General features: G+C 45.9%; 13 protein-coding genes. 1 reads left to right on the forward strand and 12 read right to left on the reverse strand.

Translation table 11 applies throughout. From position 1 onward, the window contains the following. Positions 1-19: 19 nt before the first annotated feature. From B5D23_RS13920 to B5D23_RS13945, 6 genes are all read right to left on the reverse strand, one after another. The gene (locus B5D23_RS13920; protein WP_078686066.1) at positions 20-1087 is read right to left on the reverse strand and encodes an NAD-dependent epimerase/dehydratase family protein; all 1068 of its coding nucleotides are present in this window, start codon (positions 1085-1087) and stop codon (positions 20-22) included. Further along, positions 1084-1527 carry a GtrA family protein gene (locus tag B5D23_RS13925; RefSeq protein ID WP_078686067.1) on the reverse strand — a complete coding sequence of 148 codons (444 nt, stop codon included), beginning with the start codon at positions 1525-1527 and terminating at the stop codon, positions 1084-1086. Before B5D23_RS13925 ends, B5D23_RS13920 begins: the two co-directional genes overlap by 4 nt. 6 nt (positions 1528-1533) lie before the next feature. After that, a complete protein-coding gene (gene rfbH, locus B5D23_RS13930; protein ID WP_078686068.1) occupies positions 1534-2838 on the reverse strand; it encodes a lipopolysaccharide biosynthesis protein RfbH in 1305 nt (434 codons plus the stop codon). A gap of 2 nt (positions 2839-2840) precedes the next feature. Continuing rightward, positions 2841-3953, reverse strand: a complete 1113-nt coding sequence (gene rfbG / locus B5D23_RS13935) for a CDP-glucose 4,6-dehydratase (protein ID WP_078686069.1) — start codon at positions 3951-3953, stop codon at positions 2841-2843. Positions 3954-4003: 50 nt separating this feature from the next. Then, positions 4004-4786, reverse strand: coding sequence for a glucose-1-phosphate cytidylyltransferase (gene rfbF / locus B5D23_RS13940; protein ID WP_078686070.1), 783 nt, complete (start codon positions 4784-4786; stop codon positions 4004-4006). A gap of 227 nt (positions 4787-5013) precedes the next feature. Further along, positions 5014-5442: a DUF4234 domain-containing protein gene (locus B5D23_RS13945; protein ID WP_078686071.1), complete on the reverse strand. Its 429-nt coding sequence runs from the start codon at positions 5440-5442 to the stop codon at positions 5014-5016. A 300-nt stretch (positions 5443-5742) separates the two neighbouring features. Between B5D23_RS13945 and B5D23_RS13950 the strand changes: the two genes are divergently transcribed. Beyond that, positions 5743-6879, forward strand: coding sequence for a DUF3825 domain-containing protein (locus B5D23_RS13950; RefSeq protein WP_078686072.1), 1137 nt, complete (start codon positions 5743-5745; stop codon positions 6877-6879). Positions 6880-6927: 48 nt separating this feature from the next. On the opposite strand, the gene B5D23_RS13955 is transcribed toward B5D23_RS13950, so the two are convergent. From B5D23_RS13955 to fdhF, 6 genes are all read right to left on the reverse strand, one after another. After that, positions 6928-8340 (reverse strand): sigma-54-dependent transcriptional regulator, encoded by a 1413-nt coding sequence (locus B5D23_RS13955; RefSeq protein ID WP_078686073.1) that lies wholly within the window; start codon positions 8338-8340, stop codon positions 6928-6930. A gap of 9 nt (positions 8341-8349) precedes the next feature. Further along, entirely contained in the window at positions 8350-9624 is a 1275-nt protein-coding gene (locus B5D23_RS13960; protein ID WP_159446017.1) for a PAS domain-containing sensor histidine kinase, read from the reverse strand. A 144-nt stretch (positions 9625-9768) separates the two neighbouring features. Continuing rightward, positions 9769-10326 (reverse strand): 4Fe-4S dicluster domain-containing protein, encoded by a 558-nt coding sequence (locus tag B5D23_RS13965; RefSeq protein WP_078686075.1) that lies wholly within the window; start codon positions 10324-10326, stop codon positions 9769-9771. Then, positions 10319-11704, reverse strand: a complete 1386-nt coding sequence (locus tag B5D23_RS13970) for a [FeFe] hydrogenase, group A (protein WP_200803677.1) — start codon at positions 11702-11704, stop codon at positions 10319-10321. The genes B5D23_RS13965 and B5D23_RS13970 overlap by 8 nt, the downstream gene beginning before the upstream one ends. An 11-nt stretch (positions 11705-11715) precedes the next feature. Then, the gene (locus B5D23_RS13975; RefSeq protein ID WP_078686076.1) at positions 11716-12303 is read right to left on the reverse strand and encodes a 4Fe-4S dicluster domain-containing protein; all 588 of its coding nucleotides are present in this window, start codon (positions 12301-12303) and stop codon (positions 11716-11718) included. An 11-nt stretch (positions 12304-12314) separates the two neighbouring features. Then, entirely contained in the window at positions 12315-14384 is a 2070-nt protein-coding gene (gene fdhF / locus B5D23_RS13980) for a formate dehydrogenase subunit alpha (protein WP_078686077.1), read from the reverse strand. Positions 14385-14485: the final 101 nt, after the last annotated feature.

The following is a 14485-nucleotide window of genomic DNA, read 5'->3' on the forward strand; positions in this document are numbered from 1 at the left end:
TGAATCCTTTCGTTAAAGATCACACATGAGAACTTCGGAGACTATTCCATATCATAGTTCTTCGAATCCCTTCCTCTAAATCTATTAGAGACTGGAGCCCCAGTTCGGTTTGAGCTCGACTGACATCTGGCAAATAAGCAGAAGGAAAAGCTTTAATCTGAGGTTTTTCCAATATATTAACTTCTGAATTTTGCGGAGAAATATTGGAAACTATTTCTGCAAGTTTTTTAATAGAGACAGCTTTATTCCCACCTACGTTGTAGACTTTTTTGTCTTTTCCTTGAGTGAGGATAGTTAGAATCCAGATAACAAGATCTGATAGGTATTGATATGTCCTTAGAGGAGATCCATCACCTGTAACAGTAATTGGTTTTCCTTCAAGGGCATTTTTTATAAAATTGCCCACAGCGTAATTCGCATCAAGCTTTAACCAAGGGCCAACAAAAGCAAAACAACGAGCAGCAACAGCATTCCAGGTCGCATTATGGCTTCGAGAAAATGCAAGTAGCTCCATAAAGCGTTTCCCTTCACCATATACTGATTGCTTTGAAAGACATTCTTCGGCACAGCTCCAAGGTTCAACCCATTCATGGTGAATATTTTGATTGACTGCACCAAGGTATGCCCCCCCAGACGAGGTGATCAAAACGGATTTTGAATTCGAAAAATCTGCAAAATCGCATATTCTTCGTGTTCCAAAGCATGCAGACTCAAGATGATGAGATGGATTTAAAAGAGAAGAGGATGCGGCATGAATGATGTAAGAGCATGGTGGCGGGAATTTGAAATTAATAATATCACCATGTAATATCTGAAGACCATCTCTTTTATAGAACAAATTATCTGTGCGTTTCATCCAACTTGCTGGATTCCGGCTCAATGCAAATATTTCTATATCGAGATTAAGCTGATCCCGTGCCCAAAGTAAATTTTCCAAAATCCATTGGCCAAAAAGTCCACTTGCACCAGAAATAAAAACACGACCATGTTGAAGCAATCTTAAGCTAGATTCAGCATGTTCAAGCACATGGTTGAGATCTTTTTGAAACAAAGAATACCCTTTGGGTATTAACCATGAATTACTCATCTGCTTTTCCTAGTTGCTTCTGCGAGAGCATGTTTTTTTGAAATACGAAAAGTAAAAAGGTCATGGCCAAAAAAAGAAATAAAGACACTCAATCCCATCATAGCAAGTGATGCGAACCAAAAATAAATATGTAAAAGATCAACAAGGACCCAAAGTCCCAATATGCTTACTAAGGCACTCCCTCCATAAACAATGTAGCAACGTAAATATTCAGCCAAAAAATTGCCTTTTGTTTTGAATACAAAAAACTTATATGTAGCAAATGACATTGTAATACATATAATATTTGAAATTATACATATCGTGACAATATGCAGCCTTCTTTCCAAAGAATAGTACAACAAGAGACCTACAATATACCCAAAAAGAGTATTGAATCCCCCTGCGATTACATATCGAATGCCTTTTTCTTTGATGGCGGATAAAGCTGTATCTAACATTTCTTTTTATCTAATTTTCGTATGGAAACATTGATGCAAAACATTCGCTGTAAATTCGAGCATTTCTCGAGTGAGTCCAGGCCAAATGCCAAGCCACATTCCTTGGTTCATAAAAATATCTGTGTTCGAGAGATTGCCAACAACTCGATATGATTTCGTTTTCATAAATGGCTGGCGGGTAGCATTCCCCGCAAACAAAAGACGGCTTCCAATGTTGTGTTCATCAAGTTTTTTTAAAAGCTCAACACGAGAAAGTGGTGACTGGGGGTCAAGTAACAGTGGAAAACCAAACCAAGAGGGATCTGATTTAGACGAAAGCTTGGGGAATTGGATATTGGGAATATCATCGAGGAGTTGTTTTAGATACAAATAATTTTGTTTTCTTAAAGAAATAAATTCAGGGAGCCTTTCTAGCTGGACAAGGCCACAAGCTGCTTGGATATCTGTTGTTTTAAGGTTGTACCCCGCATGTGAGTATACGTATTTGTGGTCATAACCGATAGGCAGGTCTCCATATTTCCCATCAAAACGATGCCCACAGGAGTTATCTTGACCTGGGCGGCAATGACAATGGCGGCCCCAATCTCGGAATGAAGTAGCGAGACGTGCAAGTTTTGACTGCTTTGTAAATACAGCACCACCCTCTCCGGTTGTAATATGGTGCGCAGGATAAAAGCTTAATGTTGCAATATCTCCAAAATTACCAACAAGAGTGTCATTCCATTTAGAGCCTAAGGCGTCACAGCAATCTTCAATGAACCAAAGTCCATTTTTTTTACAAAAGTAGGCTACTTTTTCTGCATCATACGGAATTCCAAGTGTGTGTGCTAAAATAACAGCCTTTGTTTTTGATGTTATAGCTTTCTTTAATATAGAGAGATCAGCATTCCATGTTTGTATATCAACATCGATGAATACTGGCACTGCCCCAATTTGAAGGATAGGTGCTATTGTTGTAGGAAATCCTGCAGCTACAGTAATGACTTCATCATTGGGTTTGATAGATCTTTTACCCAACTCTGGGGAAGTCAGCGTTGCTAAAGCAATAAGATTTGCCGACGAACCTGAGTTAACAGTCAATACGTTATCAACTCCAAGAAATTGGCTCAAAGATTTTTCAAAACTATCGTTGAATCTTCCCGTCGTGAGCCAGCCATCGAGTACAGCCTCAGTCATAAGAGCTAACTCGTCATTACCAATACATTTTCCTGATACGGGAACATGAGTCTCATTTGGCACAAAAGGAGAAGCTTGATGAGTATTATTTTGAATCAGTTCCACAATTTTTTTGCGCAAATCTGCATCAAACATGGCTACTCTTCTCCTGTTTCGTTCTCATCTAAAAGATAATCTTCAATTTGACGTTTACAAATTCTCTGTATTGATTTTGCTGATCGATCTCTCAGCCATGATTCGTACCATTGTATTGTCTTTTCAATCGATTTTTCGACATTCCAACGGGGTCTCCAACCGAGCTTAAAGTAAGCTTTTGAAGCATCAAGACTCAACATTGAGGCTTCATGTGGATGAATTCCCGCTTGAATTTTGTAAGTTCCATCCTCCCAGAGTTCACAAATCTTTTGGACAACTTTTTTTACAGGCCAAATATCCCCCCTATCCAAGGGCGCAAAATTCCATCCTCCACTGAACTCAGGACCTTCTCTTAAAAGTTGATCTCCTAATAATAAATATCCATTAAGTAATTCTAAAACATGCTGCCAAGGGCGAATTGCATGTGGCGAACGAATTGAAACAGCTTCATTTTTTGATAAGGCCCGAATACAGTCTGGGATAATTCGATCTGTTGCCCAGTCCCCACCGCCAATGACATTACCTCCTCGTGCACTTGCGATTGCCACATGGTGTTTTTTCCCAAACTCTTTTGGAGAAAAAAAAGAATTTACATATGAGCTTGTGACGAGTTCCGCGCATCCTTTACTCACGCTATAAGGGTCAAATCCCCCCATAGGTTCATTTTCGCGATAGCCCCAGAGCCATTCCTGGTTCTTATAGCATTTATCGCTTGTAATAATGACGACACCCCGTATTGAAGGTATATATCGGCATACTTCAAGAATATTAGCTGTACCTAAAATATTCGTATTCAGGGTATCCAAAGGATGTGAATAGGACTCGCGAACTAAAGCTTGAGCAGCTAAATGAAAAACAATATCCGGCTGTACTTTCTCGAAAACTTTGCGAACCTCAGAAATTTTACGAATATCAATCCGAAAATCTTGAATAAGTTTTCCAAGTTCCAATTCTGAATAAAGAGAGGGGCTACTAGGAGGCTCTAGTGAAAGGCCTGTGACTTGTGCATTAAGTTGGTGTAGCCAAAAGCTCATCCAGCTCCCTTTGAACCCTGTATGCCCTGTAACCAAGACTTTTCGCCCTGCATAATGCGGCAAAATATCAAGTAGATTCATTCGAACCCATACCCTTAATTAAATTTGAATTTTGGATAAAATACAGGCGATTATAACCATTTGGCCCAAGGGGCTTGGTGAGCTTTCCATAAATCCGTTAGTTCATTTTTATCTTTTAATGTATCCATTGGATGCCAAAATTGTTTATGGAAATATGCATCCAATTCTCCTGCGCTTGCAAGATTACGAAGAGGATCTTGTTCAAATGGGATTTTGTCACAGTTGGACGGAAGGTATTCAAAAATTTGAGGTTCACAAACCATAAACCCACCATTAATCCATTTACCATCACCTTGTGGCTTCTCTTGAAATGTATGGACACAGCAATCGTCGGTGTTAACGCCTAAAGCTCCAAATTTTCCTTCAGGTTGAACTGCTGTTAAAGTACAAATTTTCCCTTTCTCCTCATGATGCTTCAGCAACTCATGAATATTCACATCAGCGACACCGTCTCCATAAGTCAGGAAAAACCTTTCATTTTTCAGATACTCTTTTGCTTTTTGTAATCTACCAGCGGTCATCGTTTCTTCGCCTGTGTAGAGCATTGTCACCTGCCAAGGCTCTTCACGGGATTCATGGAGTGTTACAGAATGTTGACGCATATCCACAGTAATATCTGAATATCGTGTATAATAATTTATAAAATAATCTTTGATTACGTGGGAAAGATGTCCTGTAAGAATAATGAACTCGGTAACACCATAGAATGAATAAATTTTCATTATATGCCAGAGGATAGGTTTCCCACCAATTTCTACCATTGGTTTTGGGCGCAAGCCTGTTTCTTCAGAAAGTCGTGTACCTAACCCTCCCGCAAAGATAACTGCTTTCATTGGCGAATCCTCTCGTTTTGCGGGCAGCAATCAAGCCCCGCCCCTATGCTATAAGATGGCTTTTTTTCTTAATAAAAAAACAAACTATTTGATTTACATAGCAAACTTTTTTTAAAAAAGACAAATGATTTTTAATAATTTGAATATTTATTATATAAAAAAGAAACTCAATATAACATAAAAACAAAGAACCTATCAGCACAAGGGCTTAATAGGTTCTTTGCCGTTTATCGGTTGATTTCTTCAGGGAGAGCGTTAACGCAGTAGTTGATGTGATAGACGTTAAAGAGGAGGGTCCAGAGCCAAAACATTTTGAAGTCGTGCCTGAATTCGCGCTGGGCATATTCGCGCAGGGCGGAGCGCATTTTAAAGCACCAGACCCAGAGAAGAATAATACCAACAAGGCCAAAGAGACCTGCATAGGGCTGAATGCTCTCAGGCTGCCCGTGAGCGACTCCTGATCCCCAGACTGTCATAACGGCAATCCATATTGCATATGATGCAGGGAGTATTTTTTTGCCAAATTCTTTGTTAAATTCAGGAGTATATTTGTAAATCCACATAGTTGGGTATACTCCTGCAGTAACAGCACCAATAAGAAAAAAATATAACGTTTTGAGATTTATCACCTTTTTTAGTGTATCTGCCTGAGCCATAAAGACCTCCAGAATGTTAGGACGTGATACGGTTGACGTGATTGTATCCTTTTCTGGATGATATTTGCATAGCAAAAGAGGATTAATATCATAAGCAGATGGATAACATTTTGAAAATATGAATATTATTTATGTAATATTAGCAATGTCATCATATATTTTTTTATAAAATGAGAAAAAAACAGGCGCTTTACAAGCGCCGAGAAAAGTTTAATATTTACATGGTCAACAAGTATGAGCAGATTATGTCTTTTAACTAGAAGTTTTCTTTTTTGTTTTTTTGTTTATATAGGAGATTAGATGAAATATTGTGATAGCCTTATGGATTTTGCGTACCTAGGACGTATTGAGAGCAAGCGTCTTTTTTTTAAAAACTTAGCGTATCTGAAGGACTGGCGTTTTGAGGGGGAAGATCCCTTTTACAGTCCACGCAATTTTATCAATTTTTTAGATAGTGCATATTATAAGGCTCTTCATTCCAATTCTCTGCTCATTTCACCAGACAGAACAGAAGCGGCATTTAAACTCCCGATGATTCCAACCTCCTACGGGCAGGTTTGGGCACATTTTATTCTCAACACAGGTGGTGGGGAACAGGAGTTTTTTCTGAATCGCCTGATCGAGTGCGACAAACCGTATTTTGGACATGTCTCTCGGCAGCAGCGTTCCTTGATGTATGAATATGCATATTTTACGGACAGAAATACATGGTGGCAGGATCTTGCAGATAAAGCAGAGCCTGAACCTTGGGACTATGTGGCGTACCCCGACCAAAAAGGAATGCTCAAAAGTTATTTAATGTATACCTTTGAGCGTCTGGTGCACGAGCGGAAGATTGTCTGGTCGAGCAATGCAGGCAGGATCTCAGCTTTTAATACTGGTCTGCTTTCTCGAGATTATCAGCAGCCAATCTATGGTGTCTTTGAACGCACCAACAGACAGCCGATGTTTAAAGGCTGGTTCCAGGATGGGCACCCGATATTGTCGCCGTTGCCATACAGCCCTCTTATGGCGGATTACACAGAAGATTTGAAAGAATTTTCAATGGATACGAGCAAAGATTTCAAAATCAACGCTCACCATATTTTTGAAGACAATCAGCATCGGATTATTGATATTTTTCCTGGAGGGGCGGCGACTATTCCGCTCAATGTTATGATCGAAGGGACTATTAGCTACCTGAAACGGCGTATCGAGCGTAACCCTCGCTTTCCAATTCCTCAGCTCTACCACAATAAAGTCCAGTACCTGCTTCCTTTTCAAATGAACCGGGAAATGCCCCCTCAGATGGTGCTTATATTTGACGATGATGGGAATAGTTACACTGCTCGCACGTGCATCACTCTTGATATGGCCTATGCAAATGCCCGATTGCTTATGTCTCAGCAAGATTCGTGGCTCGATCCAAATCCATTGGAAGCGTTAGAAATTGTGTAGGATATATCAAAAAAAGCCCCCTGCGTTGCAGGGGGCTTTTTTGCGTCTTTAGCTCGCCATTTTGTCAAGGCGATAATATAATGTTCGTAGGGCAATCCCTAAAAGCTGCGAGGCCTTGGTTTTGTTCCCTCCGCATTCCTCAAGAGCCGCAAGAATATCCGCGTTGGAAACTGGCCGCTTGCGCTCCACACGCTTTTTTTCTGGCGTGGAAAAACAAGGTTTCTGTGGGCTGAGTTGTTTCACAAAATGCTTTTCGAGAAGCTCCGTTCCATCGTGCATGAAGCTGACCCATTCCATTAGATTCTTGAGTTCGCGAACATTTCCAGGCCAGTGATATGACACGAGGCGCTTTTCTGCCTGAGGGTGAATGCTTTCAAACTGCTTTCCGCGTTTTTTTGAAAATTTGCGAAGAAAGAGCAACGCAAGCCCGGCAATATCTTCTTGGCGTTCGCGAAGCGGGGGAATCGTAATGTGCCCCACTTTAAGCCGGTAATAGAGATCCTTTCGAAAGAGTCCTTCCTGAATCCGTTTTTCAAAATCCAGATTGGTTGCCGCAATGATGCGAATATCTGTTTTGTTTTTACGGAGACCTCCAACCCGATAAAACTGGCGCTCCTCAATGACGCGCAAAAGCTTTGCCTGAAGTTCAACAGGGATTTCTGCGATTTCATCAAGAAAAAGTGTTCCTCCCATTGCCATATCAAGCTTGCCTTTTTTGCCCTGCCGGACGCCACCTGTGAAAGCTCCAGACTCGTAGCCAAAGAGTTCACTTTCAAAAAGCGTTGGGGAAATCGCGGTGCAGTTGATATCAACAAACGGGAGAGAGCTGTGCTCAGTGCCATAGTGGATAATTTTGGCGATGATTTCCTTGCCGACTCCTGTTTCTCCCTGAATGAGGACAGGCATAGACCGGTCGGTGTGATACTGCTCGGCCTGATGCACCACATCCCACATCTTTTCAGAAAAGATCCCAATTCGTTCCACGCCTGCAAGGCGAGAGAACATATCCTGCACTTCCTGAAGATGCTCTTCCTTGCGCTGGAAGCTGCTTTTGTGTCGATGCTTGTGCCCATGATCTGGAGCTGAAAGACGAATATTCTGATGCGCTGCAACCCGTTCCAGAATAGACGTGAGTTCATCCAGTTTGATGGGCTTGGTCATGTAATCAAAGGCCCCGGCACGCAGGGCATCAATGGCAAGCTGCAAGTCCACGTGGCCGGTGTAGAGCACGATGTCTGGACGATGCTCCAGAGCTTTCGCCTGGAGTGCATAAATCAAATCAATGCCGGATTTCTCTGGCATGGCAATGTCTGACAGAACAAGTTCAAAAGAATGCTCTTCTGTGATGCGCAAGGCACTGTCCACAGAGTCTGCGGGCGTTACAAGATGTCCAAGCAGTTGCAGGTATTCTGCAAGAAAAGAGCGTCCCTGTGCGTCGTCATCAACAAGAAGAATATGCATAACCTGTACTTACTTTTTGGAAAAACCAAGGTTCTGAGGAACGGGGTCCCACATGCCCCCTTTGCCGGATTTGTCTAGAGACTCAGGAAAGACAACATGGAAAACTGCGCCACCACCAGAGGCGTTGCGAGCTTCAATGTGGCCATGACAGGTGGAAAGGACGGCTTTGACAATTGATAGGCCGAGTCCCATTGCATTGCCATCTTCATGTGTCGTAAAAAATGGTTCAAATATGGAGTTTTGAATCTCAGGAGCCAGCCCCGGGCCATTGTCTCGAATTTCAAAATGTGCGCCTCGATCTGCCCAGGTGCGGAGGCGTATTTTTGCGCCTTTTCTGCCTTTGAGTTCCTGAACGGCATTAAGGAGAAGATTGAGAATAAGCTCTTCAAAACGAATTCGCACACCGTACACAGCAGGAAGCCCTGCTTCAAGCTCCTTGGTCATATGAATTTCTTCGGCCTGAATCCGTTCCTGAACCATTCTCAGTGAGCTTTCTACACAATCGTTCAGGTCACAGGGATGAGCAGGAGAGGTCTGGTTTGTCCGCAAAAATTCGCGCAAATGCGTAATGATTTGATCAATCCGGTCGACCTGCGAGGAGATGTCTTGCAGATTCTTTTGAATGCGTTCAAGGGGGACAGGGTTCATTTTATCCAGCATGTACAGGCCTGAGCCTGCCAAAATACGAATAGAGCTTAGGGGCTGACTGATTTCATGGGCAATGCCTCCACCAATAACAGCAAGGGTCGCCATGCGCTGAGCGCGGTTGACAGCGGCCCGGGTCTCTTCGACCTCCAGCTCAGCTTTTTTTTGTGCGGTGATGTCTCGACCAATGGACTGATACTCAATGACATCTCCCTGCGCATTAAAAATGGCGTGGGTGACGTACTCCAGCCAGTAGGTATGCCCATCGTGGCGAACATAGCGCGGAGCCGTGGTTACGGTAGGGTTATCAGGGGTGAGCGAAAAAATCGCTTCAGAAATTTGTTCGACTTCGTCGTGCGATAAAAGTTCGGCAAAATTGCGCCCAAGGGCTTCTTCCTCGCGGAGCTGATAAAAAGAACAAAAGGCAGCGTTGACAAAAGTCAGAGTGCCGTCTGGACGAAAGCGGCGAATCAGGTCTACCTGATCGTCAATAATAGCCCTGTAGCGGCGTTCAAGAAGTTTATGCGCGGCAGGAGAGCTGGAGGGCTGTTCTGTCCCCCGGCCTCGCAGCCGGGATAATCCAAAGGTGCGGGTGGGGCGTCGCCGTCCCTGCGTGAGGCGCTTTCGCTGTTTCCTCAAGTGATACTCCTGTTCCCACAAAGGGGGTCATCACAAAAAGAAAAGGCGACAGGCAAGCCTGTGCTTTTCCTGTCGCCACAAAATACAAAAAGAGACAGACGAAACAGGTTGGAGTTTAAGCCGTGGAGCTGTTTCGTCCGTTTTTTAGATACGTGTAAAGCTGGGCATTCTATCGACTGCTGCTTTTCTCCGGTCCCGTACGGAATGAATCATACGGTCTGGGCTAACAAGCTGGAGAGCCTGCGCTGGGCAGACCTGAACACAGGCCGGACCATTTTCGCGCTGCGTGCACAGGTCACATTTCTGCGCAACATAGGGCAACTTGTCGGCAACTTCAAGATTCCCCTGTCCCTGCTGCGCTTCATTTTCTGGGCGGGGCGCAACACGCATTGCTCCGAAGGGGCAAACATACATGCACAGTTTGCAGCCAACGCAAAGCTCAGACTCAATCTGAACTGAACCATTCTTAAAGGAAATGGCGTTTTCCGGGCAGGCTTTGGCACAGGGAGCACCTTCACACTGGCGACACTGCACGGGCATGGTAACTTCTGGGGTATAGACCAGCGTGACGCGAGGCGTAAACGGGGTATCGCAACGCTGGGCGTCAAGAATTTCACCATCAAGATGAGCTGCTGCGCAGGCGATAACACAGGCTCCGCATCCAATACATTTGTGGTGGTCGCCAACAACAAAGCTATTCATGAGAGTGCTCTCCTCGCTCAATGTGAAGCAGGTGATGAGAGGTGTGTCCAAGTGGCTCACCAAGGAAATTCTTGTAGAGCTTCTGGATATCCGGATTCTCATGAGACTTGCGGGATGTGGATGTGCTGTCGATAGCGTAGAGACCTGCACGGCGAAGCTGGTTGGCTTTTTCACGCTGGGCAGGGAGCAGGACCTTGGGCTGTCCTCCGCCACTAACGCAGCCCGTAGGGCAACACATGACTTCCATAAACTGAAAATCAGCACGGCCCGCCTTTATGTCTTCCATGACAGAGGGCAAGTGCTCAACGCCAGCAACAATGCAGACACTGATGGTCTGTCCATTGATGTCAACGCTTGCCTTGCGCACACCATCAAGCCCACGTACAGCTTCAAATTCAAGCTTTTTAAGCTTTTCGCCAGAGATGCTTTCGACCGCAGTACGAAGGGCAGCTTCCATGACGCCACCAGTGGTGCCAAAGATGTTGCCTGCACCAGTGTAGCAGCCAAGGGGAGAATCCACGTCCTGATCTGCAAGGTTCAGGAAATCGATACCCATATGCTTGATAAGCTGAGCCAGTTCGCGAGTGGTCAGAACCACATCGACATCCTGCTCGCCGCTGGCGTTCATTTCTGGGCGCTCGCACTCAAACTTTTTGCAGGTACAAGGCATAATAGCCACGCTCACGATCTTTTTGGGATCAACCTTGTCGATTTTCGCGCCATAGGTTTTGAACATGGAGCCAGCCATCTGCTGCGGGGAGCGACAGCTGGACAGGTGGTCAATCAGCTCTGGGTACTGGTCTTCAAGATATTTGACCCACGCCGGACAGCATGAGGTAAACATGGGCAGGGTACCGCCATTCTGAATGCGGTGCACGAGTTCTGCAGCTTCTTCCATGATGGTCAGGTCAGCAGCAAAGTTGGTGTCATAGACCCGGTCAAAGCCCAGTTCACGCAGAGCTGCGATGAGCTTTCCCTGACACATGGAACCGTATTCAAGACCAAATTCTTCGCCGAGAGCAACACGGATCGCCGGAGCGCACTGCACCATTGTGTAGGCGTTAGGATCGGCGAGCACGTCCATGACTTTTTTAATGTCACTTCGGAAATGAGCAGCAAAAAGGGGTTCCTTGGTACTGGGAAGCATGCCGCGCATGGCAAGACGCTCAGCGTGGCTGTGCTCATATTCTTCAAGACTGGAATCATATGCGCTGCATTCCTGCACGCACTGACCACAGAGCACACATTTGTCTGTATCAATGGTGTGGGGTTGGTGAAGGGTGCCGGAGATGGCGTCCACCGGGCAAATTTCTGCACAGCGGCCACAGCCCGTACACAGCTCCGGGTCAATCGCAATAATGTCTTTCATTGTGGACATGGCAAAATCCTTTATGCGGGAAGGTAACGAATGGCAGAGAGCATGCTCAGAGCCGCTTCGTAGTTACGGCGGGCGCGCAGATCAACAGGGCGAACAATCTGGAGTGCTTCACGGGGGCACACGTCAACGCAGGCCGGGCCATGTCCTGTGCCGCGGCACATATCGCATTTGCGGGCAACATAGGACTGACAGGGAACGGTTTTTTCGCCGTCATTTGACTTGAGAGTGCGCTGCATAACAGGCTCACCCTTTTTGAATACGGGCATAAGTTCCATAGCCCCAAAAGGACAGGCAACCATGCAGGTCTTGCATCCCATGCACACGTCTTCGTTCACGATAACAGAGCCGTCCACAATCTGGATGGCATCGACGGGACAGACATTGGCGCAGGGAGCGTCTTCGCAGTGTCGGCACTGAACTGGAGACGCGACCTTATCATTTCTCACCATATACAGGCGGGGCTGAACAGGAGTTTCAATCATGCCAACAGTGTTGGCATGTGTATCTGCATGTGCATCAGCACAGGCCACCTCGCAGAGGCGGCAGCCAATACACTTTGAAGAGTCGGCAATGACAAAGTTATTCAGGGAAACAGACATCTTCTTTCCTTTTATGCTGACGCGTTACATACAGCTGGCTGCACAGAATATTTCTTGATGCGGGCTGCACAAACCTTGAGTTCTGCTGTTTCTGTGACCGGGTCTGCTGCACTGGTTGTGAGCATGTTTCCCGGGCTTTCCGTAAAGTGGAAGGTGATAAACAGTAGCCCCCGAGGGACGCGGGTCGTTGTCTGAATACGGGTGACAACTTCTCCTCGGCGGGTAGCAACAACAACTCTGTCGCCATACGCCAGTCCATACTCTGCGGCATCCTCAGGATGGATTTCCAGCATTTCTTCTGGACTCAGGCCATTAAGCCCCCAGCATTTTCTGGTCATGGTTGCGGTGTGGTAATGCGCCACAACGCGGCCCGTGGTCAGCATAAAGGGGTATTCATCATCCGGTAGTTCAGCCGGATCTTTGTGCTCAATGGCAGAGAATTTGCCAAGGCCATTCATGCAGGTATCAACATGCAGAATTGGTGTTCCTGGGTGATCTTCTGTCGGGCAGGGCCACTGAATTCCGCCTTTTTCAAGCCGTTCGTATGTAATACCGGCATAAGACGGAGTGAGGGACCGCATTTCGTCAAAAATCTCTTCTGGAGAGCTGTAATTTACGTCACAGCCCATCACTTGCATGAGTTCTGTCAGTATCTTCCAGTCTGGCTTACTCTTGCCAACCGGTTGGACCGCCTCCCGAATACGCTGTACGCGTCGTTCAGTACTTGTAAATGTGCCGTTTTTTTCTGCAAAAGTTGCTCCCGGCAGAACAACATCAGCCATCTTGGCTGTTTCTGTCAGGAAAATATCTTGCACAAGAAGGAAGTCCAGATGCTCAAGGCAGTGTTTGACGTGTGAAATGTCCGGATCGCTTCGCATTGGGTTTTCACCAAAGACAAAGAGCGCCTTCACCTTGTCTTCGCTGATGCCATCAAGCACGCGAGGGATAGTCAGTCCCTTGTGCCCCGGAATTGTGACACCCCATGCTTTTTCAAAACGGGCACGGACTTTTTTGTCAGCAACAGGCAAGTAATCAGTCAGTTTGTCAGGTAGTGCGCCCATGTCACAGGAACCCTGTACATTGTTTTGGCCTCGCAGCGGGTTCACGCCACCCTTGGGTTTGCCAATATTACCAGTCAGCATAGAAAGGTTGGCAGTGGACAAGACATTGTCAACGCCACTGGTGTGCTGAGTGATGCCCATGGTGTAATAGAGCGCCATGTTGCTTGAGCGGCCAATAATTCGTGCTGCTTCACGAATTTTTGCAGCAGGAACAGTTGTAATGGCTTCAACGACTTCCGGGGTATAGGCCAGAACTGTTGCCTGGAATGCGTCAAAATTTTCAGTGCGTTTTGCAATGAACTCTTTGTCGATGAGTCCTTCCTGAATAAGCACATGGGAAATGCCGTTGATGAGTGCGGCGTCAGTTCCGGGCTTGAGGCGAAGCCACAGAGTAGCGTGCTGAGTCAGAGTAATGGCCCGTGGGTCAGCCACAATGAGCTGCGCTCCACGCTCGGCAGCGCGGACCATACCAAGTCCGATAATTGGGTGGCACTCGGTGGTGTTGGTGCCGATAGCAAGAATGCAGTCTCGGGAACCCATGTCGTCGAGTTCGCCGATAGAGTTTGTCATAGACCCGTTACCAAAAGCGGTGGCCAGACCGGCCACAGTTGGAGCGTGTCAGAGACGCGCGCAGTGGTCGACATTGTTGGTGCCGATAGCTGCGCGCATAAATTTTTGCATGAGGAAATTTTCTTCGTTGGAGCAGCGGGCAGAGCTGAATCCCGCGATGCTGTCAGGACCGAAGTCTTTCTTTATGGCTCCAAGACGCTTGGCAATGACGGCATAGGCTTCTTCCCAGCTTGCCTCGACAAGCTTTCCGTTTTTGCGAACAAGCGGAGTCTTGAGGCGGCTCTTGTGGTGGACGAAGTCATATCCAAAATGGCCTTTGCAACACAGAGAACCATTGTTGACAGAATTCTCCTTGTTTGGCTCCACGCCTCTGATGGTGCCGTCTTCGACCAACAGATAAAACGTGCAGCCTGAGCCACAGTACGGGCAGGTGGTAAGAACTTTTTTCATGATCAATCCTTTTGACAGTTTTGACTGCCCACCGTGCAAAAAACACGAGCAGGCAGCTAACGGCCTTTCAGCAAGGACGATGCCATGAGATAAAATTTTTA

The sequence above is a fragment of the Desulfobaculum bizertense DSM 18034 genome (genome assembly GCF_900167065.1).
Taxonomy (GTDB): domain Bacteria; phylum Desulfobacterota; class Desulfovibrionia; order Desulfovibrionales; family Desulfovibrionaceae; genus Desulfobaculum; species Desulfobaculum bizertense.